This is a genomic window from Streptomyces sp. NPDC059696 (genome assembly GCF_042733745.1).
In the GTDB taxonomy this organism is placed as follows: domain Bacteria; phylum Actinomycetota; class Actinomycetes; order Streptomycetales; family Streptomycetaceae; genus Streptomyces.
Window position 1 is genome coordinate 18,405 of sequence record NZ_JBHWFG010000033.1, and the last position, 24,643, is coordinate 43,047.

Annotated in this window: 23 protein-coding genes; 11 read left to right on the forward strand and 12 right to left on the reverse strand. The window is 73.9% G+C overall.

The annotated features are described in order from the left end of the window. Positions 1 to 31 precede the first annotated feature (31 nt). The 4 genes from ACFV20_RS29235 (at position 32) to ACFV20_RS29250 (ending at position 3,477) form a co-directional block, all read left to right on the forward strand. Positions 32 to 766, forward strand: coding sequence for an alpha-ketoglutarate-dependent dioxygenase AlkB family protein (locus ACFV20_RS29235; protein ID WP_385661776.1), 735 nt, complete (start codon positions 32 to 34; stop codon positions 764 to 766). Continuing rightward, positions 763 to 2,010, forward strand: coding sequence for an ROK family protein (locus ACFV20_RS29240; protein WP_385661779.1), 1,248 nt, complete (start codon positions 763 to 765; stop codon positions 2,008 to 2,010). Before ACFV20_RS29235 ends, ACFV20_RS29240 begins: the two co-directional genes overlap by 4 nt. Positions 2,011 to 2,152: 142 nt before the next feature. Beyond that, positions 2,153 to 3,043: an NAD(P)-dependent oxidoreductase gene (locus ACFV20_RS29245; protein WP_385661782.1), complete on the forward strand. Its 891-nt coding sequence runs from the start codon at positions 2,153 to 2,155 to the stop codon at positions 3,041 to 3,043. 11 nt (positions 3,044 to 3,054) lie between these two features. Next, positions 3,055 to 3,477 (forward strand): PPOX class F420-dependent oxidoreductase, encoded by a 423-nt coding sequence (locus tag ACFV20_RS29250; protein ID WP_385661784.1) that lies wholly within the window; start codon positions 3,055 to 3,057, stop codon positions 3,475 to 3,477. Between the two features lie 19 nt (positions 3,478 to 3,496). Here the strand turns inward: ACFV20_RS29250 and ACFV20_RS29255 are convergent, their stop codons facing one another. Genes ACFV20_RS29255 through ACFV20_RS29265 form a run of 3 tightly spaced genes read right to left on the reverse strand, consistent with a single transcriptional unit; the run spans position 3,497 to position 5,573 of the window. Beyond that, a complete protein-coding gene (locus tag ACFV20_RS29255; protein WP_385661787.1) occupies positions 3,497 to 4,405 on the reverse strand; it encodes a phosphotriesterase in 909 nt (302 codons plus the stop codon). Then, complete coding sequence (locus tag ACFV20_RS29260) at positions 4,402 to 4,980, reverse strand: DUF4865 family protein (RefSeq protein ID WP_385661789.1); 579 nt, start codon at positions 4,978 to 4,980, stop codon at positions 4,402 to 4,404. Before ACFV20_RS29260 ends, ACFV20_RS29255 begins: the two co-directional genes overlap by 4 nt. A gap of 29 nt (positions 4,981 to 5,009) precedes the next feature. Further along, positions 5,010 to 5,573 carry a TetR/AcrR family transcriptional regulator gene (locus ACFV20_RS29265; RefSeq protein WP_385661792.1) on the reverse strand — a complete coding sequence of 188 codons (564 nt, stop codon included), beginning with the start codon at positions 5,571 to 5,573 and terminating at the stop codon, positions 5,010 to 5,012. Between the two features lie 181 nt (positions 5,574 to 5,754). Between ACFV20_RS29265 and ACFV20_RS29270 the strand changes: the two genes are divergently transcribed. Further along, the gene (locus tag ACFV20_RS29270; RefSeq protein WP_385661795.1) at positions 5,755 to 6,039 is read left to right on the forward strand and encodes an SHOCT domain-containing protein; all 285 of its coding nucleotides are present in this window, start codon (positions 5,755 to 5,757) and stop codon (positions 6,037 to 6,039) included. 214 nt (positions 6,040 to 6,253) lie between these two features. On the opposite strand, the gene ACFV20_RS29275 is transcribed toward ACFV20_RS29270, so the two are convergent. Next, complete coding sequence (locus ACFV20_RS29275; RefSeq protein WP_385661797.1) at positions 6,254 to 6,787, reverse strand: ATP-binding protein; 534 nt, start codon at positions 6,785 to 6,787, stop codon at positions 6,254 to 6,256. 183 nt (positions 6,788 to 6,970) lie between these two features. Next, a complete protein-coding gene (locus ACFV20_RS29280; protein ID WP_385661800.1) occupies positions 6,971 to 7,294 on the reverse strand; it encodes a hypothetical protein in 324 nt (107 codons plus the stop codon). A 524-nt stretch (positions 7,295 to 7,818) separates the two neighbouring features. Between ACFV20_RS29280 and ACFV20_RS29285 the strand changes: the two genes are divergently transcribed. After that, entirely contained in the window at positions 7,819 to 8,943 is a 1,125-nt protein-coding gene (locus tag ACFV20_RS29285; protein WP_385661803.1) for a PLP-dependent cysteine synthase family protein, read from the forward strand. Positions 8,944 to 8,982: 39 nt separating this feature from the next. Here the strand turns inward: ACFV20_RS29285 and ACFV20_RS29290 are convergent, their stop codons facing one another. Then, positions 8,983 to 9,813 carry a DeoR/GlpR family DNA-binding transcription regulator gene (locus ACFV20_RS29290; RefSeq protein WP_385661805.1) on the reverse strand — a complete coding sequence of 277 codons (831 nt, stop codon included), beginning with the start codon at positions 9,811 to 9,813 and terminating at the stop codon, positions 8,983 to 8,985. Positions 9,814 to 10,106: 293 nt separating this feature from the next. On the opposite strand from ACFV20_RS29290, the gene ACFV20_RS29295 reads away from it, so the two are divergent. Beyond that, a complete protein-coding gene (locus tag ACFV20_RS29295; protein ID WP_385661808.1) occupies positions 10,107 to 12,572 on the forward strand; it encodes a hypothetical protein in 2,466 nt (821 codons plus the stop codon). 12 nt (positions 12,573 to 12,584) lie between these two features. Here ACFV20_RS29295 and ACFV20_RS29300 read toward each other — a convergent pair whose 3' ends face one another. The 4 genes from ACFV20_RS29300 to ACFV20_RS29315 all read right to left on the reverse strand — a co-directional run bounded on the left by ACFV20_RS29300 (position 12,585) and on the right by ACFV20_RS29315 (position 17,311). Next, a complete protein-coding gene (locus tag ACFV20_RS29300; protein WP_385661811.1) occupies positions 12,585 to 15,020 on the reverse strand; it encodes a right-handed parallel beta-helix repeat-containing protein in 2,436 nt (811 codons plus the stop codon). 224 nt (positions 15,021 to 15,244) lie between these two features. Next, positions 15,245 to 15,850 (reverse strand): hypothetical protein, encoded by a 606-nt coding sequence (locus ACFV20_RS29305; protein WP_385661814.1) that lies wholly within the window; start codon positions 15,848 to 15,850, stop codon positions 15,245 to 15,247. A 162-nt stretch (positions 15,851 to 16,012) separates the two neighbouring features. Beyond that, positions 16,013 to 16,840: an MOSC domain-containing protein gene (locus ACFV20_RS29310; protein WP_385661816.1), complete on the reverse strand. Its 828-nt coding sequence runs from the start codon at positions 16,838 to 16,840 to the stop codon at positions 16,013 to 16,015. A gap of 45 nt (positions 16,841 to 16,885) precedes the next feature. Then, positions 16,886 to 17,311, reverse strand: a complete 426-nt coding sequence (locus ACFV20_RS29315; RefSeq protein WP_366709762.1) for a DUF6643 family protein — start codon at positions 17,309 to 17,311, stop codon at positions 16,886 to 16,888. A 295-nt stretch (positions 17,312 to 17,606) separates the two neighbouring features. Here ACFV20_RS29315 and ACFV20_RS29320 point away from each other — a divergent pair, with 295 nt between their 5' ends. Further along, positions 17,607 to 18,914, forward strand: a complete 1,308-nt coding sequence (locus ACFV20_RS29320; RefSeq protein WP_385661923.1) for a TerD family protein — start codon at positions 17,607 to 17,609, stop codon at positions 18,912 to 18,914. Positions 18,915 to 18,942: 28 nt separating this feature from the next. Here the strand turns inward: ACFV20_RS29320 and ACFV20_RS29325 are convergent, their stop codons facing one another. Next, positions 18,943 to 20,133 (reverse strand): glycosyltransferase, encoded by a 1,191-nt coding sequence (locus tag ACFV20_RS29325; protein ID WP_385661819.1) that lies wholly within the window; start codon positions 20,131 to 20,133, stop codon positions 18,943 to 18,945. Between the two features lie 39 nt (positions 20,134 to 20,172). On the opposite strand from ACFV20_RS29325, the gene ACFV20_RS29330 reads away from it, so the two are divergent. Continuing rightward, positions 20,173 to 20,958, forward strand: coding sequence for a glutamate racemase (locus tag ACFV20_RS29330; protein WP_385661822.1), 786 nt, complete (start codon positions 20,173 to 20,175; stop codon positions 20,956 to 20,958). A 116-nt stretch (positions 20,959 to 21,074) separates the two neighbouring features. Further along, complete coding sequence (locus ACFV20_RS29335; protein ID WP_385661825.1) at positions 21,075 to 21,629, forward strand: hypothetical protein; 555 nt, start codon at positions 21,075 to 21,077, stop codon at positions 21,627 to 21,629. Positions 21,630 to 21,718: 89 nt separating this feature from the next. Here ACFV20_RS29335 and ACFV20_RS29340 read toward each other — a convergent pair whose 3' ends face one another. Next, positions 21,719 to 22,792: an O-antigen ligase family protein gene (locus ACFV20_RS29340; protein ID WP_385661828.1), complete on the reverse strand. Its 1,074-nt coding sequence runs from the start codon at positions 22,790 to 22,792 to the stop codon at positions 21,719 to 21,721. 216 nt (positions 22,793 to 23,008) lie between these two features. Here ACFV20_RS29340 and lnt point away from each other — a divergent pair, with 216 nt between their 5' ends. Beyond that, on the forward strand, positions 23,009 to 24,625 hold the full coding sequence (gene lnt / locus ACFV20_RS29345) for an apolipoprotein N-acyltransferase (protein ID WP_385661831.1): 1,617 nt from the start codon (positions 23,009 to 23,011) through the stop codon (positions 24,623 to 24,625). Positions 24,626 to 24,643 lie beyond the last annotated feature (18 nt).

A 24,643-nucleotide genomic window follows, 5' to 3' on the forward strand; every position in this document is an offset into this window, starting at 1 on the left:
CAGCTCAGGGCGTGTCGGGCACCATGGAGGCATGGACGGCGAGCTGTTCCCCAGGGCCCGTACGCAGGTCGCGCCCGGCGCGGTGCACCTGCCCGGCTGGCTGGACGCGGAACGCCAGTCGGCGCTGCTCGACGCCTGCCGAGCCTGGGCCCGGCCGCCCGCAGGGCTGCGCACGGTCCGCACCCCCGGCGGCGGCACCATGACCGCCCGGCAGGTCTGCCTCGGCTGGCACTGGTACCCCTACGCCTACGCCCGCACGGTCGCCGACGGCGACGGCGCCCCCGTCAAACCGTTCCCGGGATGGCTCGGCGAGCTCGGCCGCCGCGCGGTCCACGACACGCTCGGCGGACCCCCGCCGGACTACGACATCGCGCTCATCAACTTCTACGACGCCGACGCCCGCATGGGCATGCACCGCGACGGCGACGAGAAGTCCGACGCGCCGGTGGTGTCGCTCAGCCTCGGCGACACCTGCGTGTTCCGCTTCGGCAACACCGTGACGCGCACCCGGCCCTACACCGACGTCGAGCTGCGCAGCGGTGACCTGTTCGTCTTCGGCGGCCCGTCCCGGTTCGCGTACCACGGGGTCCCCCGCGTCCACCCGGGCACGGCTCCGCCCGCGCTGGGGCTGACCGGACGGCTCAACATCACGCTCCGGGTCAGCGGCCTGCACGCGCCGGCGGCCGACGACCCCGGTGGTCCCGCGGCACCCGGCGGGCACGCTCGGCCGTCCTCCCGGCGGATCATGGGAGACTCGCCCTCATGAGCGGGAAGGCGGACCCCCGGCAGGCGGGGAACGGGAGCACCTCGAAGGCACGGCTGGACCGGGGGCGCGCGGCGCTCGGCCCCGCACTGGAGCTCGTGCACACCGGACGCGCCCCGACCCGCGCCGTGCTCACCGCCGAACTCGGCGTGACGCGGGCGACCGCCGGCGCGGTCGCCGTCGAACTGGAGGCACTCGGGCTGATCCGCGTCGACGCCCGGCCCGGCGCGGCCGCCGGCTCGCAGGGCAGGCCCTCCCACCGACTGGCCGTCGCCGACGACGGCCCCGTGGCGCTGGCCGCGCAGGTGCACGCCGACGGGTTCCGGGCGGCCCTGGTCGGACTCGGCGGCCGGATCCTCGCCACCGCGCCCGGCTGCGAGATCGTCGACGCCGACCCCGCCAAGGTGCTGGCCTCCGTCGTCTCCGCCGGCGCCGAACTGCTGCGCACGACAGGGCTGCGGTGCGTGGGCGCGGGCCTCGCCGTACCGTCCGCCGTCGCCGAGCCCGGGGGACTGGCCCTGAATCCGCTCCACCTGGCCTGGCCCGCGGGCGCGCCCGTGCGGGACATCTTCGCCGAGCAGGTGCGCGCGGCCGGCATCGACGGTCCCGCGTTCGCCGCGAACGACGTCAACCTCGCCGCGCTCGCCGAGCACCGGCACGGCGCCGGCAGGGGCTCGCGCGACCTGTTGTGCGTCGCCACCGGCCACCGCGGTGTCGGCGGCGCGCTCGTCCTCGACGGCCGCCTGCACCGGGGCAGTTCGGGCCTCGCCCTGGAGGTCGGGCACCTCACCGTGCACCCCGAGGGGCGCCCCTGCCACTGCGGCAGCCGCGGCTGCCTCGACGTGGAGACCGACCCGCTGGCCTTCCTCACCGAGGCCGGACGCGAACCGGGCCCCGAGGTGTCCCTGCTGCAGCAGTCCATCGACCTGATCCGCCACCACTACGACGACCCGGGCGTCCGCACCGCGACCGAGGCCCTCATCGACCGCCTCGGTCTCGGCCTCGCGGGCCTGGTCAACATCCTCAACCCGGACCGCATCATCCTCGGCGGACTGCACGGCACGCTCCTCGACGCCGACCCCGGACGGCTGCGCGCGGTCGTGGCCGACCGCAGCCTGTGGGGGCAGAGCGGAGGCGTCCCCATCCTGCCCTGCAGCCTCGACCACAACAGCCTGGTCGGCGCCGCCGAACTGGCCTGGCAGCCGGTCCTGGACGACCCGCTGCGGGCGCTCGCCCCCTCGGCGTGAGAACTCCTCGGGACAGCAGGACGCGAGACCGACCCCACCGGTATCAGGGTTGTCCGCGTCGCACGCGGGAACGCGACCCGCGAAGCGGGCAGGCTGGTCCGGGGCAGTCCGCCCGCACCGCACCACCGAGGAAGTTGACGCAATGACCGACACACTCACCGTGAGCGTCCTGGGCACCGGCATCATGGGCGCGGCCATGGCCCGCAACCTCGCCCGGGCCGGACACACCGTCCGCGCCTGGAACCGCACCCGGTCCAAGGCCGAGCCCCTGACCGCCGAGGGCGTACGGATCGCCGGCACCCCGGCGCAGGCGGTACAGGACGCGCACGTCGTCCTGACCATGCTCTACGACGGCCCCGCCACCCTGGACACCATGCGCGAAGCCGCCCCCGCCCTGCGCCCCGGCACCGCCTGGGTGCAGTCGACCACCGCGGGCATCGAGGGCGTCGCCGAACTGGCCGCCTTCGCAGGCGAACACGGCCTGGTCTTCTACGACGCCCCCGTCCTCGGCACCCGCGAGCCCGCCGAGGCCGGCCGACTGACCGTGCTCGCGGCCGGCCCCACCGAGGGCCGGGACAGGGTGACGCCGGTCTTCGACGCCGTCGGCGCCCGGACCGTGTGGAGCGGCGAGGACGGGGCGCTGGGCGGCGCCACCCGGCTGAAGCTGGTGGCCAACAGCTGGGTCCTGGCCGTCACCGCCGCCGCCGGCGAGGCCCTCGCCCTGTCCAAGGCCCTCGGCGTCGACCCGCAGGGCTTCTTCGACCTCGTCGCCGGCGGCCCGCTCGACATGGGCTATCTGCGCGCCAAGTCCGCACTCCTCCTGGAGGACCGGCTCACACCGCCCCAGTTCGCGGTGGGTACCGCCGCCAAGGACGCCCGGCTCATCGTCCGGGCCGGCCTGGACCACGGTGTCCGCCTGGACGTCGCCGAAGCGGCGGCCGCCCGCATGGAGCGTGCCGCCGCCCAGGGCCACGCCGACGAGGATATGGTCGCGGCCTACTTCGCCAGCTTCGACGACAAGACCGACTCCTAGGAGGTCCCCCCATGTCCAAGCCGCCGCTGCCACCCGAGGCCGACGATCTGCTGAGCCGCCCCAACCCGTGCGTCATGGCCACCCTGCGCTCCGACGGAGCACCCGTCTCCACCGCCACCTGGTACGCGTGGCAGGACGGCCGTGTCCTGATCAACCTCGACGAAGGCCGGGTACGGCTGAAGCACCTGCGCCGCGACCCGCGCGTCACCCTCACCGTCCTCGCCGCCGACAACTGGTACACCCACGTCACCCTCATCGGCCGCGTCACCGAGATGTACGACGACGAGGACCTGGCCGACATCGACCTCCTCGCCCGGCGCTACACCGGCAAGCCCTACCCGGACCGCGACCGCCGCCGGGTCAGCGCCTGGATCGAGGTCGACCGCTGGCACGGCTGGGGCTCGTTGAAGGACAGTGACCAGGCCGGTGGCTGAGACCCGCTGACCTGGCCGGTCAGGGCCACTCGGTCCCGAACGCCCGGCCCGGGTTCTGCGTGAGGATGCGCCCGACCAGCTCCTCGCCCACGGCCTGCGCGAGCCGGGGCCGCACCCGGCGCAGCAGGTACGGCATACCGGGGCCGCCGTCCACCGAGCGGGCGGCGGCCGTGGTGGTGTCCGCGCCCAGCAGCACCCGGTCGCCGAACCCGGCGTCGGCGAGGGCCCGTACGGCCTCCGGCATCCGCCAGTCGGTGGCGTGATGGGCGAGGGACGGCCCGTCGAAGGCCAGATAGCAGCCGTACTCCGCCGCCTGCCGGTGCACCACGAGGTCGGGGGAGCGGTTGAGGTGCCCGAGCACCACGCGGTGCGGTGGCACTCCCCGTTCCCCGCACAGCAGGTCCAGTACGTCCAGCGCGCCGGTGCCCATCTCCAGGTGCACGGTGATCGTCGCACCCGTGGCGTGATGGGCCTCGGCCGCCGCCGTCATGGTCCAGCGGGCGTGCGCGTCCAGTGCGTGGAAGCCGCCCGCGACCTTGACGAGCCCCGCCCGCACCCCCGACGTCCCGATGCCCTCGGTGAGTTCGGCGACGAAGACCTCGGCCAGCCGGCCCCGCAGCCCGGCGAGCGTGTCCTCGTCGTAGTGCACGGCCTGGTGCAGACCGGTCGCCGCGACCACGTGCACGCCGGTCTCCCGGGACAGCGGCGGCAGATCGGCGGCCCGCCGCCCGAGGCCGTACGGCGTCCACTGCACGACGGTGCCCCCGCCCTGCTCCCGGAACGCGACGAGTTCCGCGCGTGCCGCCGCCACGCTGCGCAGCTCCTGCCCGGGCAGCCGGGGACTGCCGAAGAACAGGTGGTCGTGGGCGTCGCACACCCCCAGATCCGAGGGGGCCACGTCCCCCAGCACCGTGCGGACCGCGCTCACCACTGGCGTCCCCGGGGCAGCCGGTGCCGGCCCGGCGCGGACAGGTGCAGCACCTGGAAGAGGTCGCCGTCCGCCTCGGGCGTGTCGTGCTCCCAGAGGGAGAAGTGCACCAGCTCCCAGCGGCTGGTGTCGACGGCCGCGGACGCGACCAGGGCGCCGTCGGCCGCCGCCAGCCTCCGCGCCTCGCCCACCGCGTCGGCCACGGCATCAGCCAACAGACCGTCCTCGGGCACCGGTTGACGCCGCCGGACGGCGAACCTCGGGCGGGAGCCGTTGCCTTCCTCGTAGGCGAGCCCGGTCCACTGGCGTGCCGACGGCCGCCCGAAGTCGTCGCCGACTCCCTGGAACCCGCCGCCCCACAGGAAGGCGTTCATGCCGTCGACGGTGTTCCAGAGGTAGAACGGCGCGTACTGGTTGACCGGCGAGCCGCGCAGACCGCGCTCGCGTATCAGATAGGCCTTGAGACCGAGGCCCTCCCAGTCGTCGAGCAGATGCCCCCGGCGGGCGACGCGGTCGCGGATGACGTCCATGTCGTAGTCGGCGGGCAGGGTGAGTTCGTACTGCATGGCGTGCATGGACGTCTCCTCACGGGGTCCGGGGTGTCTCATGGGGTCCGGGGTGCCAGCAGGGAGAGCAGGCCCCGGACCCCGGCGTCGAACGCGGTGGGGGAGCCGGAGGCGCGGGCGAGGACGTACCCGCCCTGGACGGTCGCGACGACCGCCGCCGCGATCTCCGCGGCGTCGAGGCCGACCGCGAACTGGCCCTGCTCCTTGCCCTCTTCGACGATTCCGGCGATCCGTCCGCGCAGCCAGTCGAGCGTCTCGTCGACCGGCGCGCGCAGTGCGGCGCTCGCGATCACGTCGGGGTCCATCGTCAGGCGGCCGACCGGGCAGCCCCGCAACACGTCCCGCTCACGCCGCAGATACGCCTCGATCCGCTCGTAGGGGGTGCCCGGACCGTCGAGCACCGCCGCCGCGGTGGCCCGCATCTCTTCGGCGGTCCGCCGGATCGCTGCCAGGGCGAGATCGGGCTTGCCCGTGAAGTGGTGGTACATGCTGCCCTGCCCGGCGTCCGCGCGCTCCAGGATCGCCTTGGGGCTGGTGCCCATGTAGCCGCGCTCCCACAGCAGCTCGCGGGTGGACTCGATCAGCCGTTCCGGGGTGCTCATGCCGTCACTGTACATACCAGTAGTTACAGAAATCTAGACTCCACCGTACACCCGCGCGCCGGATGCCTACTCCCCGCGCGGTACACCGACTGCCGCCGGCCGTACGACGATCTGGGGCTCTCGGAGAGCGACGCTCGGAAGCGGACACACAGGACGTGACGAGACCGAGGAGTTGGACGACATGTGGACCCTGGCGAACTTCGGCGACGGCGGCGGGCCCGGCCCCTGGATCCTGCTCTTCCCGCTGATCTGGGTGCTGGTGATCGGCGGCGGCATCGCACTGCTGCGCCGCACGGTGTGGCGCGGACGGCGTGGCGGCCCCTGGGTGCGGCCCACGGTCGAGGGCGACTCGCCCCTCGCCGTCCTCGGCCGCCGATTCGCCTCCGGCGAGATCGACGAGGACGAGTACTGGCGCCGACTGTCGGTGCTGAACGAGGAGTTCGGCCGCAAGGGGGGTACGGCGTGATCACGCGCGCCGGCCCCTCGCGGGCCCGCTGCCGGTCCGGCGTGCGGCACACGCGAACGTGCCGCACGCCGAACGGCCGGAGTGGCGGCCGCGTACCCCGGGAGCACACCGTAAGGCGTGCGCACCGGGAGCACACCGTAAGGCGTACACCCCGGGAGCACTCCGGAAGGCGTGCGCCCCCGAGGCCCCCGTGGGGACGGTGGTCACCGCCCGGTCAACCGGCAACGGCGGACCGGGCGGGAGCATGATCGGTCCGGAGCACCTCGGCGGACGCCCCGACCTCGGCGAACCTGCGTGCGGGTTTCTCCTGCACCGTGCGCCGCGACCGAAGGGACGGTGGCGTCACCACGGGAGCGGACGTGGGCAGGGTGAACCACACGACCTTGCCGGACTCGCCGTCCGGCCTGACGCCCCAGCTCTCGCTCATGGCGGCGACCATCGCGAGCCCACGCCCGCAGGTCGCCAGCGGCTCCGCGTCGTCGACCACGGGCATCCGCGGATCGCTGTCGCGCACCGAGACCGTGAGCCGGTCGAGCAGCAGCTCTATCTCGACCGTGCACGTCTTGTCGGGCTGGGCATGCCGGTGGACGTTGGACAACAGCTCCGTCACGCCGAGCGAGGCCCGGTCGATCAGAGCATCCAGATGCCAGTAGCGCAATTGCGCAGATACGATTCTGCGGACCTGGCCGATCCGCGACGGCAGGGCTTGGAGCTCCACCGTGCAGTGCCTGCTTGGGTAGCTGATCACGGCTGCGACTCCCCGACGTGAGGTCCGGAAGAACACGGGATTCGGATCCAGCAGGGCGCCTGCGTGACACTGCCGCCTGCTGTCGTGGCCGGCGGGCTGGTTCGCAGCGTTATCGCCGGTAAACCCAGAGTGACGTGAGACCAGAGTGGCGCAGGGGATGAGGTACCGCAACTCGCCGACATCTCAGTCGTCACGCCCCGCCGCTCTGCGTACGGCCTCGATGAAGCGCCGCGCGGCCGGCGGGCCCGGCTCTCCCGGGGCGGGATCGTGATCGCCCAGGGTGAGCAGGTACCGCTTGCCGTTGAGATCCGCCGTGGCCCGGTCATCGGGGCCGAACCAGGGCCTCGACGCGCGCACGGCCTGCACCGGCGCGCTGTCGATCTCACTGCCGTAGCTGGTCAGCAGCTCGAGCCTGCCGTCGCTGATCCGGACCTGGCCGGCCCGGGTGAGCGAACGCAGCCGCTTCCCGATCCGCACGCCCGTGGCCCTGAACTCCGGTTCTCCCATGCCACCCGCCCCCTGGTGCGTGTCGGTGCACCGGCCCGCTCGCGCGACGCCGGTACGGGCTCGTGCCCCGATCCAGTGTGCCCCGTCCACCGGCGTGGTCCGCTCCGGGACGGTGCCCCGCCCGGTCCGGACCGGTCCGCCGGCCCGTCGTCCCGGGGCGTGATGCCCGCGCCCGGAAGCCGGATCCTGCTGACGGTCGTGGTCTGCTGTCCGTGCTGACGGTCATGGTCTCTGGCCGTCGTGGTCCGCGGGCACCCGTCCGGGGCCCTGGTCCCGCCGTGCAGTCTGCCCCCGCCCGGCGCCCGGCACCAGGGTCCGCGAGCCCGTCGCCGGGGGGCGCCCGCAGCACGCCCGGGAATGCGCCCCCCGGACCACGCGCCCCCTTGCCCCGGCTCTGCTCCTGGGGGCGCTTTGGGGGGCTCAAAGATGCGTTTATGCAGGTGAGAAGCGTGCGCGGGGTGCCTATGATCGGAGGTGTCGGCCGCGCGACGCGTCGTCGGCGCGCAGCGATAGGAGCCCCGCCCGTGAGCACTTCCCCGCAGATCCGCACCGGTGTGACCCTCGACGTCGATCACAGCGACGCCGCCTACCGGACCTGGCTCAAAGAAGCCGTCCGCAGAGTCCAGGCCGACGCCAACCGCTCGGCCGACACCCACCTGCTGCAGTTTCCCCTGCCCCAGCGGTGGGGGATCGACCTGTACCTGAAGGACGAGTCGACCCACCCCACCGGCAGCCTCAAGCACCGCCTCGCCCGTTCCCTCTTCCTCTACGGCCTCTGCAACGGCTGGATCCGGCCGGACCGGCCCGTCATCGAGGCCTCCAGCGGCTCCACGGCCGTCTCCGAGGCGTACTTCGCGAAGCTGATCGGCGTGCCCTTCATCGCCGTCATGCCCCGCACGACGAGCGCCGAGAAGATCCGCCTCATCGAGTTCCACTCCGGCCGCTGTCACTTCGTGGACGACCCCCGCACGATGTACGAGGAGTCCGCCCGCCTCGCGGCCGAGACCGGCGGCCACTACATGGACCAGTTCACCTACGCCGAACGGGCCACGGACTGGCGCGGGAACAACAACATCGCCGAATCCATCTTCCGGCAGCTGCGCCTGGAGCGGTTCCCCGAGCCGGCGTGGATCGTCGCCACGGCGGGCACCGGCGGCACCTCCGCGACCCTCGCGCGCTACGTCCACTACATGCAGTACGACACCCGCGTCTGCGTGGCCGACCCCGAGAACTCGTGCTTCTTCGAGGGCTGGACCACCGGCGATCCGGACGTCACCTGTGACTGCGGCTCCCGCATCGAGGGCATCGGCCGGCCCCGTATGGAACCCAGCTTCGTGCCCGGTGCGATCGACCGGATGATGAAGGTGCCCGACGCGGCGAGTGTCGCCGCCGTCCGGGCCCTGGAGCGCGCCATCGGCCGCAAGGCGGGCGGCTCGACCGGCACGGGGCTGTGGAGCGCGCTGAAGATCGTCGCCGAGATGGTCTCCGAAGGGCGGCAGGGCAGTGTCGTGACGCTGCTGTGCGACCCGGGCGACCGGTACCTCGACAAGTACTACTCGGACGCCTGGCTGGCCGCCCAGGGGCTGGACATCGAGCCCTACACGACCGCCATCGACTCGCTGCTGGAGACGGGCGTCTGGCCCGACTGAGTACGGCCTCCCGGGCCCTCGACCTCCGCTCCGGCGCGGTCAGACGTCCGCGTCGTCCTCGGGCTCCCCGGCCACCACCAGGCGCCGCAGATGCTCCGCGACCACGCCACGCGCCTCCTCCGGCAGACCGGCATCCGTCACGAGCGTGTCCACGCGCTCCAGCGTGGCGAACGAACTCAGGCCCACCTTGCCCCACTTGGTGTGGTCCGCGACCACGACCACCCGGCGCGCCGACTGCACGAGACGCCGGTTCGTCTCCGCCTCCGCGAGGTTCGGCGTCGACAGGCCGGCCTCGACCGATATGCCGTGCACCCCGAGGAACAGCAGGTCGAAGTGGAGCGCCGCGATCGCCTGGTCGGCGACCGGACCCACCAGCGAGTCGGAGGGCGTACGCACCCCGCCCGTCAGCACCACGGTGGCCGCACCCTGCCGCGGGCCCGAGGTGCGCTGCGCCGCGTGGAACACATCCGCGACCCGCACCGAGTTGGTGACCACCGTGAGGTCCGGCACGTCCTGCAGCTGGTGCGCCAGCGCGAACGTCGTGGTACCTCCCGACAGGGCGATCGCCGCGCCCGGCGCGACCAGCTTGGCCGCGGCGCGTGCGATGTCCTCCTTGGCGGTCAGCTCCAGACCGGACTTGGCCTCGAAACCCGGTTCGTGCGTACTCGCCTCCACCACCGGGACCGCGCCGCCGTGCACCTTCTCCAGCACGCCCTGACGGGCGAGCGCGTCGAGGTCGCGGCGGACCGTCATGTCCGACACGCCGAGCTTGCGGGTCAGCTCGTTGACCCGGACACCGCCCCGGCGGCGGACCTCGTCGAGGATCAGGGATCGCCGCTGCTCCGCGAGGAGGTTCTGATTCTCGCTCACGTACGCTCCGGTCCTTTCGCCTCAATGCCGTCGACACACACCCCGCGCACCGGCTCCTACCGGGACATTCCTCCCGGTCGCGATGCGAGGATGCCCCATCCTCGCATGGCGAGGGCCGGACAGCGCCACCGCCCGCTCGTCGCACTCCCGCCACCCGGCGTTCGTCTCCTCGCTCCGGTTTCATCACAGATCGGGGAGATTCCGTGACAGGGGGTGTGCGGCGCCGTGGAACCGGAGATCCTTGTGCCCGCACGGGCAGAGCCGACGGCGTGTCATGGGGGAAGTGCGAAGCAGTGGAACGCGCGCGGGAACACGCGCCGACCGGCGGACCGGACGGTCCCGCCGCGGAGCGCGGCGAGAGCGGAACGGCCCTGGAACTCCTCGTCCACGGTGTGGGAGGCACCACGCCGCAGGACATGCTCAACGATCCGCGGACGGTGCGGATCACCGGCGACCACATCGCGGCCGTCTTCCGGCGCGCCGACGACGTCGACGCCGAGCACGGCCCCGACCGCCGCCGCGACCAACCGGTGCCCGAGGCGTACGTCTGGTGCAACCTCACCTCCGGCAACGGCACCCGCGCCCTGTGGCTGTTGCTGCTGCCGTTCATGGTCGTCAACATCGCCCACTGGATGCGCCCCACCGCCCACGGCCGCCGCCGCACGGTGCGCCTGTACGGCCTCCTGGTGCGGCTCGCGGGCCTCACCCTGACGGTGCTGCTCGTCGCGGCCGCCTGCGAAGTGGCCCTCGACCTCGTGGCCTGGCAGTGCGCGGGCACGGCCCCGTGCGCCGACCGCCATTCCTGGCTGGGCTTCCTCTCACCCACCGTCTCGAACGGCGGCTGGTGGAGCGCCCCCGGCCGCCGGCTCGCCCTCGCCGCCGTCGTCCCCACCGCCCTGACCGTGCTGCTGTGGTACCTGTCCCGGCGTACGTGGAGCGACTACGAGTCCCAGCAGCCCGTCGAACGGGCACCCGAGCCCGAGGGGGGCGGCGGCCCGACCGCCCTCGGCCGGCCCGGGTTCTGGTACGGACGCCGGCTCGTGGCCCGGCTGCGTGCCGCGCACACCGCCGCCGGCCTGATCACGGTCGCCGCCGCCGTGGGCAGCGCCGCCGCCCGCCACGACCGCCGCCCCGGTGGCCCCGCCGTCCTCGGCACCCTGGGAACGGTCCTCGAAGCGGCCCTCGCGGCCTGCGCGGTCGCGGTGGTGTGGGTGGTGTGCCGCCGCGGCCGCAGCGAGAGACGGCTGGACCGCACACTCGACGAGCGCTTCGTGCGTCGCCTGCCGCTCGCCGCGCTCGTCCTGCTCGCCCTCGCCGTGGTGTACGCCGGATGGGAGCGCCCCGGATGGAGGTCGGAGGGCCGCCTGCCGGGCGACACGACCTTCGGCGCGATCGCCCTGGTCCAGGGACTGCTCGTGATCGTCCTCGGGGTCGTCGCCCTTGTCCTGCACCGCACCGATCCCGACCGGCGGGCCGTGCTGCGGGGCCTGGGCGGACCCGCGGTGGCGATGCTGGCCTGCGCGCTCGGCGGCGTGATGTCCGGCGGCGTCTCCCAGCGCGTGTCCGACTGGCTGGACGGCACCGGGGCGTCCGTCGAGGGCCCGCCGGTGCTGCTCACCTGGCAGGCGTCCGTGATCCCGCCGCTGCTGGCCGTGCTGCTGGGGCTGTTCGGCTGGCTGGCCCACCGCGCCTGGCGGCTCGCCCGCGCCGAACGCGCCGCCGTGGCGCTCGACTACCCCGACGAGGCCCCGGACCGCATCCGCACCCGCCGTATCGCCTACACCCGTGCGATGGCCTCGCTCACCGACCGCGGCCCCCGCGTCGTCGCCGTCACCTCCGGCGTCACCCTGCTGCTCGGCGCCGCGGCCCTGGTGGGCGCCCTGGCCACCGACCGGACCCCCGGCGAAGCCGCGCAGGGCACCCACCCCGTCGTGCACGGTGCCGCCGAGACCGCCCAGGCCCTCGGCTCCTGGCTGATCGGCCTCGGCTTCATACTCTTCGTCACCTGGGGCCGGCGCGCCTACAAGGACCCCGCGGCCCGCCGTACGATCGGCATCCTCTGGGACGTCGGCACGTTCTGGCCGCGCGCCTCCCACCCCTTCGCCCCTCCCTGCTACGCCGAGCGCGCGGTACCCGACCTGACCTGGCGGATGGCGACCTGGACCGAGACCACCGGTGGCCGCCTGGTCATCTCCGGGCACTCCCAGGGCAGCGTGCTCGCCGCCGCCGCGGCCTGGCAACTCGCCCCCTCCGCACGCAGACGCGTCGCACTCCTGACCTACGGCTCCCCGCTGGAGCGCCTCTACGGCCGCTGGTTCCCGGCGCACTTCGGGCCCGCCGCGCTCAGCTCCCTGCACCGGGACGTCGACTGCTGGCGCAACCTCTACCGGCTCACCGACCCCATCGGCGGCCCGATGCGGCTGCCCGGCGCGCAGGTCGACCACGCCCCTCTGCTGGACCCCCTCGCCTACGCCCGCACCGCGCTGCTGCCGCTGCCCGCGCCGATCCTCGGCCACTCCGACTACCGGGCCGACCCGGTCTTCGCCGAGGAACGCCGCACCCTGCTGGCCCGACTGCGGCCCCCGGCCCCGGACGGCGAGAGCGCGGCCCCGGAGGGCGAAAACGCGGCCCTGGACGGCGAGAGCGCGGCCCTGGACGGCGAGAGCGCGGCCCTGGACGGCGAAAGCGCGGCCTCGGACGGCCCGGCGGTACCGGACGTGCCGTCGCCACGGCCCGAGCCCGAGCCGCCCGCCGCATAGACGGGCGCCTCCTCAGAGCACCTCGGGCAGATCCTCGGCGTAGAGCAGTGTCAGGTCGTCCTTGCTGGGCTCCGGGAGCTGGGCGACCCGGCTCGCGTGCCGCTCGACCATGGCCTCGAACGTCTGCCGCGCGGTGCGGCCGTTGCCGAACGCGGGGCCCTTGGGGAGCACGGTGAAGTACTTCCTCAGGGCCTCCGCGGCGCCCTCCGCCAGCCGGTACTCGTGCTCCTCCGCCTGCTGTTCCACGATCCGCAGCAGGTCCTCGGGGCCGTAGTCGCTGAAGGTGATGGTCCGGGAGAAGCGGGACGCCACGCCGGGGTTGACGGACAGGAACCGCTCCATCTCGGCCGTGTAGCCCGCGACGATCACCACGACCGCGTCCCGGTGATCCTCCATCAGCTTCACCAGCGTGTCGATGGCCTCCTTGCCGAAGTCGCGGCCCGCGTCCTCCGGGGACAGCGCGTACGCCTCGTCGATGAACAGCACCCCGCCGCGCGCCTTCTCGAAGGCCTCCTGGGTGCGGATCGCCGTCGAGCCGATGTGCTCGCCGACCAGGTCCACCCGGGACACCTCGACCAGGTGACCCTTCTCCAGCACGCCGAGCGAGGCGAGGATCTCGCCGTAGAGCCGCGCGACCGTCGTCTTGCCGGTGCCGGGGGAGCCGGTGAAGACCAGGTGCCGCTTGACCGAGGCGGCCTTCAGGCCGGCCTGCTGACGGCGCCGGCCGACCTCGATCATGTCGGTGAGGGCGCGCACCTCGCGTTTGACGCTCTCCAGGCCCACCAGCGCGTCGAGTTCACCGAGGACGTCCTTGGAGGAGCGGGCCGGCTGCGCGGGCTCGGCGGCCGGTGCCGAGGGCTCCGGTTCGGCGCGGGGCACCGGGACTGCGCCCAGCAGACCGGGGGAGTGGCTCACCGTCTGCACGGACGTCTCCCGCGCGGCCGGCGCACGCAGCCCCGCGCTCTCGTCGCTCGTGCAGTCCTCCACGAGCGGACTCGCTCCGGACGCCGCGTCGGCGCCGCTGTCCGCGAACTCGTAACCCCCGCGCGCGCACCGCTCCGTGCGGCACTTGCGCAGCGTCGTCCGGCTGCCGTCGATCACGTGGAAGCCGTAGCCGCCGCTGCCCGTCACCCGGCAGTTCAGGAAACTGCCCCGGCCGCCGGCCGAGACGTAGACACCGGCCTCCGCGGGGGAGTCGATCGTGCAGCGCTCCACCGTGGGGTCGGCGCCCTTGGTGACGATCACGCCCGTCTGGGTGCCGTCCACCGTGCAGCCGCTGAGCGTGCCGCCGCTGCCGTGGTCGCGGAACCAGGCGCCCGTCGCCGCGTCACGGATCCGGCAGTCGTCGAGCTGCGCGGTCGCCCCGTCGCTCACGGACACGGCCGTGTTGCGCACCTGCGAGAGGTCGGTGTCGACCACGTCCGCCCGTGAGCCCCGGTCGAGGACGAACAGGGCGTCCGGCACGTCGTGCACCCGGCAGGAGTCCAGTACGGCGGTGGCGCCGTCGCTGACCCACACCGCCGGGTAGTCGCCCGTGCTGTCGAAGATCTCGCACTGGTTGGCGTCCACCCGCGTGCCCGGGTCCCACACCGACAGACCGTTGCGCCCGAACTGCCGCACGGTGGTGCGGGTCAGCGTGAGAACGGAGCGGGAGCGCAGGTCGACCGCGTTCTCCGGGATGTCGTGGATGCGGCAGTCGGCGAGCGTCAGCACCGCGTCGGTGTCCAGTGTGACGCCGTCGGACGTCGTGCGGTGCACATCGCAGTCGGTGAGGTGCGCGGTGGCCCGGCCGGTGATCTGCACACCGCTGCCCCGGACTTCGTAGATCTCGCAGCCCACCGCCTCCAGCGCGGAGTTCTCCCCGGTGGCCGACAGGCCCGAGCCCGAGGTGTGGTGCACCCGGCAGCGCTCCAGACGCGGGTGGGCCCCGCCGCGCACCGCCACCCCCGCCTGGCCGGCCGCGACGACCTCGCACTCCTCGAACACCCCGCCCGCGCCGTCGAGTACGGCGATGCCGATGCCCGCCGGGTTGTCGACCGCGCAGCGCCGCACCGTGGGCCGGGCGCTGCCGCGCACCTCGATGCCGGCCGCCGACCGCGTCACGACCCGCACGTCCCGCAGCTCCGGGGTGCCCTCCTCCACGAGCACGGCCGGGGCGGCCGCGTCCTGGCCCTCCACGTGCAGGTCCTGCACCACCGCCGAGGCGCGCACGGTCAGCGGCACGCCGTCCACCGGCGCGATCCGCACCGAGCCGGGAGAGCCGTCGGGGCCGCGCAGGGTCACCGCGCGCTGCAGCACGAGGTTCTCCCGGTAGGTGCCGGGCGCGACGGTGAGGACGTCTCCGTCGGCCGCGGCCTCCAGGGCGGCGGCGAGCGATGCGTACTCACCCGTGCGGCGCCGCCACCGCGACGTGCCGGTGTGCGTCACCTGGACCGTGCCCTGTGCCATGGTGTAGCCGTGCCCCCACCTCGGTCGTACTGATGGCTCGTCCGCCGTCGGGGCGCTCCGGCCGGGTCGCGACCGCGACCGGGCCCGGACCTCGGGGCCTGGGCGCGCACGCGGCATCGACACCGGCGCGTCCCTGAGGCTCGCGCGCGGGTTGTTGCCGAACGGTTCGGCCGGACCACCGTAGCGTGCGCGCGGCTGGTGGGTTGACCAGAGCCGGAAGGCCGTCAGCTGCCGGCGCCCGTCCTGCCCCAGTCCGGGCCTGCCTTGCCCCATGCCCGGTCCCAGTGGGCGTACCGGCGGCGGACCATGCGCCAGACGATCAGCCGCCTTCCGCCCTCTATGAGACCGCCGGCCGCCAGGGCCGCGCCGAAGCCGGCGAGGACCGCGTGCGTGGAGGCGGTCGCGGAGTCGAGCGGGCGGGGGACCATCCGGCCGTGCCGGTCGGTCCATATCCGGAACGCGTCGCCCTGGTGCGGGTCCTTGAGGCTCGACAGCACCGGACCCTGGTGCGCCGTGCCGTCCGGCGCGGTCCACTCGGCGAGGACGCGGGTGCGCAGATCCCGGCCGGAGGAGGTCTCGGGGTCGGCGTCCAGCGGGGAGCGGTCCAGCTTGCGGACCACGGTGGCGCTCACCAGATGCCGTGCCTCGTGCTGCGCCCGTACGGAGCGCTGCAGCGCGTCCTGGGCCGCTCCTCCGACGAGCGATCCGACGACGGGCGCTGCCAGCAGGATCAGCAGCAGGGCGGCCAGTGCCACCCAGGCCTCGGCCAGGTCGGTCGCGCGGCAGAGCGGATTGCGCCGCCAGTGCCAGAGTCCCCTGATCGCCCGCACCGCCTGCACCCCCTTCCCGCTCCGTGATACTCCCCGGCGGAGCCGTCCACGCACGGACCCCTCGAAGAGAGAGCGACATCACCTCTCCCGAGGCCTCTCATGAATTTCTCACACAGGCTCAACGCCCGGACCGGCGGCACGGTTCCCGCTCCGCTCGAAGAGCTATTCGAGGATCCTGAGCGGGTCGCCGAGCCGGATCGTGCCGGCCGACAGCGGCACCAGGTTCTGCCCGAAGATCAGCTTGCCGCCGAGCCGGCGGTGCCGCCCCAGACTGAACAGGGGCTCGTGGCCCCGCTCTCCGGTGCCCTGGTCGGTGGTGGTCACCACGCACCGGCCGCACGGCCCGGCGACACGGAACACCACGTCCCCGAGGGCGATGCGCGACCAGTCGTCCTCGGCCCACGCGGGCGTGCCCGCCACGACCACGCTCGGGCGGAAACGGTTCATGGGCAGCGGGCCCTCGGCGGCGTACGCGCCGTCGGCGATCAGGGAGTTGAGGGCGTCGAGCGAGGCCGTCGTGGTGAGCAGCAGCGGCACGGCGTCGGCGAAGGAGACGGTCTCGCCGGCGTGCGCGTGCTCCGGGGCGAGGGGCCGGCGCGTGGCCGGATCGTCCAGGTACACCAGGCGTGCCCCGGCGCCGAGGTAGGAACTGCACCAGGCGTGCGCGGCCTCGTCCTCGGCGGGGACGGCCTCGACCGTGTCGCCGAAGATGTCCACCGGCACCGTGGCGGAGTGCCGGGGAACGGGCACGGGCAACGCCGGCATGCCGGGCGCGGACAGACGGACACCGCCGCCGGGCAGAAGCTCGGCGGCGGCGCGCGTGATGTGCGGATGACGGCGCTGTGTGACGACCTTGCCCCCGTCGTCGATCAGCACCCAGCGCCGGTCCCCGGCCAGGCCCCAGGGCTCCACGACGGCCTCCCGGGGCGCCAGGCCCCGGGCCGCCTTGACCGGATGGACGTGGATCGAGTGCAGGTGAGCGTTCCCCATCGGGTCATCGTGCCAGCCGGCGCCGACGGCCCGCGGGAGGGCGGCTCAGTACCCGCGGTACTGCTGGCTGTTGTACGGGTCCTGGTAGGGGGCCGGGGCCGGCCGGGGAGCCGCGGGGCGCATCGCCTCGTAGCCCGCGGGGGCCGCCGGGCGCGGCTGTTGCTGCGGGCCCGGGTAGCCGCGCGGAGCGGTGGCCTGCTGCGGGATGTACGCCGCGGGCGCCTGCTGCAGCGGGGAGGGCTGCTGCGCCTGCGGATAGCCGTACGCGGACTGGGAGGGGGCTGCCGGAAGGGCGGGCAGCGCCGACGGGAGCGCGGGCAGGCTGCTGCCCGGCATGTCGTACTGGGCGGGGACCCGGATCGGCGCGATCTGCGGGGTGCCCCGCTCGGCGACGAGCTTGTCGTAGATCGGGGTGTCCGGGAAGGAGGCGGAGTAGTAGCCGCCGCCATAGGTGGAGCGGGGGGAGGTCATGGCACATAAGTTAAGCCCACGATGTGCTGGTTGGGGAGACCGATAAGAGGGTTGTTTTCCGTGTCCGCGGTGACCCGGGATCCCCAATGCGAGCGAACTCGCCAAAAAGGGGCGCGCAGCGGGGTGCTGATCGTGTAAAGGCCGAGTTCCGGGCCGGTTACCGGCGGTTGGCCGTCGATCTTCCGGGACGCTCGCGGGGGACTTCGCCCTGGCAAGGAATAGGTTGTCCGCACGAGACTCGACGGACGGCCGGGACGGGCCTGGCGCGGTGCCTGCGATGGGGGCGGACATGCAAATGATGAAAGGTTCAAATACTCCGGTGCCGACCGCTGAGCTGCGGGTGGAACTGGGATGGCGGGCCGGAGCCGGCGTCCCCGACGCCGACGCGTCCGCTCTGCTGCTGACGAGCGGCAAGGTCCGCTCGGACGCGGACTTCGTCTTCTACAACCAGCCCCGGCACGCCTCGGGGGCGATCCGGCACGAGGGCAAGCGCACCACCGACGGCCGCGTGACCGACACGCTGGTGGTCGACCTCGCGCGCGTGGAGCCCGCGATCGAGACGGTCGTCCTGGCCGCCTCCGCCGACGGCGGTTCCTTCGGACAGGTCCCCGGCCTGTACATCGAGGTCCAGGACGCCGCCCACGGCCACCCGGTGGCCCGCTTCGACAACCCCGGCGCCACCACCGAAACCGCTTTCGTGCTGGGCGAGTTCTACCGTCGCCAGGGCGCGTGGAAGTTCCGTGCCGTCGGCCAGGGCTACAGCAGCGGACTCGAAGGGCTCGCCACGGACTACGGCATCACGGTGGACGAGCCGCAGCGTGCGGCACCGGCACCGGCACCCGCACCGGCATCGGCACCCGTCGCGGCGCCGGCGCCTCCCGCGGCCGTGCCGCCCGCCGCGTACCCGCCCCCGCCCACGGCGCAGCCCACCGCTCCGCCCCCGCCCGCAGCGCCTCCGGCGCCCGTCCGCCTCACGAAGGTGACGCTCACCAAGGCCGCCCCCTCCGTCTCCCTCACCAAGCAGGGCGGCACCTCCGGAGCGCTGCACGTCAACCTCAACTGGGAGGTGCGCAAGCAGTTCTCGGGCTGGAGCAGCAAGTTCGGGCGCCCGACGGCGATGCACTCCGACCTCGACCTCGACCTGTGCGCGCTCTACGAACTCACCGACGGCAGCAAGGGCGTCGTACAGGCCCTCGGCAACAGCTTCGGAGCGCTGCACCGGCCGCCCTACATCCACCTCGACGGCGACGACCGCACCGGCGCCGTGTCCACGGGGGAGAACCTCACCGTCAACCTCGACCACAAGAACGCCTTCCGGCGCATCCTCGTGTTCGTCACCATCTACGAAGGCGCCCGCTCCTTCGCCGATCTGCACGCCTCGGTCACGCTCCGGCCCGAGCACGGGGCGCCGATCGAGTTCTCCCTCGACGAGTGCACGGTCCCCTCACTCGTGTGCGCGCTCGCCCTGATCACCAACACCGGCGGCGACCTGGTCGTCCAGCGGGAGGCGCGTTACCTGGTGCCCGACCGAGGGGTGAGCCCGCAGCGGACCGTCGACCACGCCTACGGGTGGGGTATGAACTGGACCCCCGGCCGCAAGTGACCCCTCGGCCCGACCGCTCCGGCGGGCGTCAGCCCTCCTCGGGCACGGCGTCCGGGCGCGCGTAGGTGCGGCCCTTCCAGGCCGCACCCCGCCCCCGGTAGTGCTGCACCGCCGAATCGACGGTCATGAGGAGATAGAGGAACGCCGTGAAGGGCAGCAGCGGGGCCGTCCACAGCGGCTGGCGGTAGTAGCGGAGCATCGGGACGTACGTCCCCGCCATGACGAGCCACGCGAGACCGCCCAGGACCGTCGCCGCCGCACCGCCGGCGACGACACCGGCCAGGACCGCCACGGGCGGCACCAGATACACCAGCGCCAGCCCGGCGACCGTCCCGGCGAGCAGCAGCGGGTTGTGCCGCAGTTGCGCGTACGCGCTGCGCGCGACCATGCGCCACAGGTCGTGCAGCCGCGGATACGGCCGCACGCTGTCCACCCGCTCGGCGAGCCCCAGCCAGACCCGGCCGCCGCCGCGCTTGACGGCCCGGGCGAGCGCGACGTCGTCGATCACGGCGTGCCGGATCGCGTCCGGGATCCGAGCCCGCTGCGCGGTCCCCGCTCGCAGCAGCACGCAGCCCCCGGCGGCGGCCGCGGTCCGGCCCGCCGCGGCGATACGGCGGAAGGGGTAGAGCTGCGCGAAGAAGTAGACGAACGCCGGAACCACGAGCCGCTCCCACACGCTCCCCACCCGGAGCCGGGCCATCTGTGAGACGACGTCGTACCCGCCGGAACGGGCCGCCGCCACCAGCTCCCGCAGACTGTCCGGCGCGTGCGCGATGTCGGCGTCCGTCAGCAGGAGGTACTCGGGATCACGCGCGCGTGCCAGCCCGATGCCGTGGCGCACCGCCCACAGCTTGCCGGTCCAGCCCGCCGGGGGCTCACCCGGTGAGTCCACCGTCAGCGGCAGCCCGCCGTGCCGTCCTGCCAGCTCGCGCGCCAGCTCACCGGTGCCGTCCGAGCTGCCGTCGTCGACGAGGAAGATCTCCGCCCGGCCCGGGTAGTCCTGCGCGAGCAACGACGGCAGCGCGGCGGGCAGCACGGCCGCCTCGTCGCGGGCGGGGACGACGACGCACACCGACGGCCACACGTCCGGCTCCGCGCGCGGCGGCAGACGCACATCGGTGCGCCAGAAGAAGCCCTGACCGAGCAGCAGCCACAACCAGGCGAGGAGTGATCCGGCGGCGGTCCACACAACGGCGCTCACGGCCGCAGTCTGCCCCACCGGCCCTGCCCGATATCGCTCATCGTCTATCGTGATCGGGTGAAGATCGCGCTCATGGACTCCGGAATCGGTCTGCTGGCGGCCACCGCCGCGGTACGGCGGCTGCGCCCCGACGCCGATCTCGTGCTCTCCCTGGACCCCGACGGCATGCCCTGGGGACCGCGCACCCCCGAGGACCTGACCGAGCGTGCCCTGGCCGTCGCCGAGGCCGCCGCGGCCCGCCGCCCCGAGGCCCTGATCGTCGGCTGCAACACCGCGACCGTGCACGCGCTCACCGCCCTGCGCGCCCGGCTGGAGCCGGAGCTCCCGGTCATCGGCACCGTCCCGGCCATCAAACCGGCCGCGGCCGGTGGCGGGCACCTCGCCATCTGGGCCACCCCGGCCACCACGGGCAGTCCCTACCAGCAGAACCTGATCAAGGACTTCGCCGGTGGCGTGCCCGTCACCGAGGTGCCCTGCTGGGGCCTCGCCGAGGCGGTGGAGCACGCGGACGAGGCGGCGATCGACGCGGCGGTGTCCGCGGCCGCCGCCCTCACCCCGGCCGAGGTGACCACCGTCGTCCTCGGCTGCACCCACTACGAACTGGTGGCCGAGCGCATCCGGGCCGCCGTCCAGCGCCCCGGCCGCCCGCCCCTCGTGCTGCACGGCTCCGCCGGGGCCGTGGCCGCCCAGGCCCTGCGCCGCATCGGCCGGCAGCCCGCGCCCGGAGCCACTCCGCACGGCACGCTCACCGTGCTGCTCAGCGGACGCGAGGGCGTCCTGCCCGCCCCGGCGCTGGCGTATGCGGAAGGACGTCTGCTGCAGGCGGTCACGCCCGCCGGCTGACCGCCCGGCACGGTCACGTACGGTGACCGCCCGGCCCGTCCGGTGCGCCGCCCACCCGGCGCAGTCACGCTCCGCCACGAGGTACCGGCGGAGCGAAATCTGAGTACCCTCAAAGCATGAGGGACCACCGCCACGGCGAGAACGCCCCCCACCCGCACACGGACGTCTGGACCGGCCGTGCCACGAACCGGGTGCAGTGGCTGCTGGCGCTCGTGGGCGCCGCCTGCATGGCACTCGGCATCGAGCTGGCCGTCGACTCGGCGTGGACCTCCGGCGTCGCCCCGCTGGTCATGGCCGTCGTCGGATGCATCGCCGCCGGGCTGCTGGTCCTCTTCGGAACGCTCGCCTTCGTGCATGTCGCCCTGCGGGTCGACCAGGAACACCTCGAGGTGCGCTGCGGCCACATCGGTGTCCCCCGTCGCCGTATCCCGCTCTCCAGCGTGGTCGGCGCCACGTACATCTCCCACGTCACCCCCCGCCACTGGGGCGGCTGGGGCTACCGGTGGCGGCCCGAGAAGGGCACCGCCGTGGTCGTACGACGCGGCGAGGGCGTCGAGCTGGAGCTGTGGGACGGGCACACCTTCACGGTCACCGTCGACGACGCGGAGGCGGCCGTACGGGTGATCGAGGCACGGCTGCGCCCCAGCAAGCCGGGCGCCCCCGCGCACTGAGCCGCCCGGGGGGCATGTCACCGGCTGTGATCAGAGGTGGTGATCACGCGGTGTGATCGCCGCGCACCGCGGCGCCGGGTGCGCGCCCGTCACCGTGCGGGTGTGCGTCCCGCTCCGCGCGCCGGGGTGCCCGTCGTACGGCTCGACGGCTCGTCCGCGAGGGGGCGTGCCGTGGCCATGCCCGCCAGCAGACCGGCTCCGACGGACACCGCCGTGAAGCTCAGCGCGTTGCCGACGGCGGCGATCGCGGCGAGCGCCGTCAGGGACGCGCCCGCGGTGAGCGCCACCGGGGCCGGGCGGGGGCCGCGCCACAGGGCGTACAGGACCCAGCCGAACACCGCCGCGAGCAGGGCGACCCCGATGACGCCCTGCTCCGCGGCCTGTTGCAGGGGTGCCGAGTGCGGCTTGTCGTCGGACAGCAGGGACTGCGCGGACGCTGTGCTCAGTTCCCCGAAGCGGCCCGGACCGGCTCCCGACAGGGTGTCGTCCCCCAGCAGATGCCACGCGTCCTGCCACAGCCGCACCCGGTGCGGCGTCAGCCGCCCCTCGACGGCCGCCACCAGGCCGCCCGGTACGGCCCGCGCGGCGACCGCCCAGACCAGGGAGGTGACCAGGACGGCGACCGCGGCCAGCCCGGCCAGCACGGCGCCCCGGTGACGCGTACGGCCGGCGGCCAGCGAGCACAGCAGCACCGCGAGACAGGCCACCGAGCCGCTGGTGGAGCCGAGCACGGCGGCCAGCACCGCGGTCCCGGCGGCCAGCAGACGCAGAGTGAACCGGACGGCCGGAACCGGCGAGGCCCAGGCAGCGCAGCACGCGGCACCGGCCGACAGGGTCAGTACGGCGGCGGTGGCGCCCGCGTGCCCCAGGGGCGCCGCGATCTGCGGGGCCGGGGCGAGATGGGGAACGGCCACCGTCAGGGCGATACCCGCCAGCGCCCCCGCGCAGGGCGCGCCCACCGGCAGCAACGCCCCGCTGATCCGCCCGGCGGCGTACCCGGCGGCCACGGCCAGCACCGCGAGGAGCACCCCTTCGGGCCTGCCGTCGTGCGCGGCCGCCGTGATCAGCGACCACGTGGCACAGGCGCCCAGCACTGCGACACCCGCCGTGTCGGAAACGATTCGTCTGTCACCGTCCGCGTCCGGACCGGACGCGGACGTCATCCCGCTGGAACCCACCCCGCCCGCCCCCCTGGCGTACCGTCGCCCCCGACTCGTGAAGACCCCGTTCGCACCGGCCACCACGGGCACTACGAGCGAGGCTTGGCACACCGTAACGGCTGGTGGACGGTTTGGGGATGTCTCGTGACGAACTGAACAGCAAGTCCGCCGCGCCCACCGCGCTGTCGGCTGCCAGGTCACGCGCCTTAGACTCCGGGAGTGACCGTCACCGCAACCTCCGTCGGCGAGCCGGACCAGCTGGAGCCGCGGACCGCGCCCGGGGCGCCGACGTGGGCCCGGCGGCTCGTGCGTCTCGTCCCGGCCGCCGCAGCCGCGCTCTCCGGCCTGCTCCTCTATGTCTCCTTCCCGCCCCGCACGCTGTGGTGGCTGGCCGTGCCGGCCTTCGCCGTCTTCGGCTGGGTGCTGCGCGGCCGCGGCGGGAAGGCGGCCCTCGGGCTCGGCTACCTCTTCGGCCTCGGCTTCCTGCTGCCGCTGCTGGTGTGGACCGGGGTGGAGGTGGGACCGGGGCCCTGGCTCGCCCTGGTGGCGATCGAGGCGCTCTTCGTCGCGGCGGTCGGCGCCGGTGTCGCGGCCGTCTCCAGGCTGCCCGGCTGGCCGGTGTGGGCCGCGGCCGTGTGGATCGCCGGCGAGGCGGCACGCGCGCGTGCGCCCTTCAACGGCTTCCCCTGGGGGAAGATCGCGTTCGGCCAGGCCGACGGCGTGTTCCTGCCGCTCGCCGCGGTGGGCGGCACCCCCGTGCTGGGCTTCGCGGTCGCCCTGTGCGGCTTCGGGCTGTACGAAGTGGTCCGGCAGGCCGTGCGATGGCGGAGGACCGGTGCGGTGCGCCGTGGCGCGGCGGCCGTGGGCCTGCTGAGCCTGGCCGTCCCCGTCGTGGGCGCCGTCGCGGCCCGGCCGCTCGTCAGCGACACGGCCGAGGACGGCACCGCGACCGTCGCCGTGATCCAGGGCAACGTGCCGCGCGCCGGCCTCGACTTCAACTCCCAGCGGCGGGCCGTACTCGACTACCACGCGCGCGAGACGGAGCGGCTGGCCGCCGAGGTCAAGGCCGGGAAGGTCGCGCGACCCGACTTCGTGCTCTGGCCGGAGAACTCCTCCGACATCGACCCCTTCGCCAACCCCGACGCCCGCACCGTCATCGACACCGCCGCCAAGTCCATCGGGGCGCCCCTTTCCGTCGGCGGCGTCGTCGAGCGGGACGGCAGGCTCTACAACGAGCAGATCCTCTGGGACCCGGCCAAGGGGCCCGTGAACACCTACGACAAGCGCCAGATCCAGCCCTTCGGCGAGTACCTGCCGCTGCGCTCGCTCATCGGCGCGATCAACGAGAACTGGACGGCGATGGTCCGCCAGGACTTCAGCCGCGGCACCGAGCCGGGCGTGTTCACCATGGACGGCGCCGAGGTCGGCCTCGTCACCTGCTACGAAGCGGCCTTCGACTGGACCGTGCGCTCCGAGGTCACCGACGGCGCCCAGATGATCTCCGTGCCCAGCAACAACGCCACCTTCGACCGCAGCGAGATGACCTACCAGCAGCTCGCCATGTCCCGGGTCCGCGCGGTCGAGCACAGCCGGACCGTGACGGTGCCCGTGACCAGCGGTGTCAGCGCGGTCATCATGCCCGACGGCAGGATCACGCAGAAGACCGGCATGTTCGTGGCCGACTCCCTCGTGCAGAAGGTGCCGCTGCGGTCCTCGCAGACCCCTGCCACCCGGCTCGGCATCCTGCCGGAGATCGCCCTCGTGCTGGTCGCGGCCGGCGGGCTCGGCTGGGCGGTCGGCGCCGGGCTGCGCGGGCGACGCGCCCGTGACGTGTGACCGTACGCCCGTCGTACG